Source organism: Shewanella sp. AC34-MNA-CIBAN-0136, assembly GCF_040309945.1.
In the GTDB taxonomy this organism is placed as follows: Bacteria; Pseudomonadota; Gammaproteobacteria; order Enterobacterales; family Shewanellaceae; genus Shewanella.
The window spans coordinates 1-256 of record NZ_JBEOPJ010000086.1 but is presented as its reverse complement, the minus strand read 5'-3'; the positions used below and the strand labels follow the sequence as shown (position 1 = coordinate 256).

Below are 256 nucleotides of genomic sequence, written 5' to 3'. Positions count from 1 at the left end.
GTTAGTCACTCTTAGTTCGGGATGGTTTCCACAATTTTCAGAAGATAATTTCACACTTGTCGAGTTAGCCTTATTAGCCGGAATGAAGAACATTCGCACAGTCAGAAACGCTCAATATGATAAAGAAGAGCCTTTATCATTTATTAAAACAGGTGGTCAAGTACTTGTGACTAGAGAACATGCAGTCGCTTGGTTAGCGAAGCGAAAAGGTTTTGATGAATCAATCTTAATTTAAAGATAAACAATTAGTTTTAAA

1 protein-coding gene is annotated in these 256 nt (G+C 35.5%); it reads left to right on the top strand.

Translation table 11 applies throughout. The annotated features are described in order from the left end of the window. A partial coding sequence (locus AAEY94_RS20760; protein ID WP_350979935.1) for a hypothetical protein occupies positions 1 to 235 on the top strand: 235 nt, incomplete at its 5' end. Between the last annotated feature and the right edge of the window lie 21 nt (positions 236 to 256).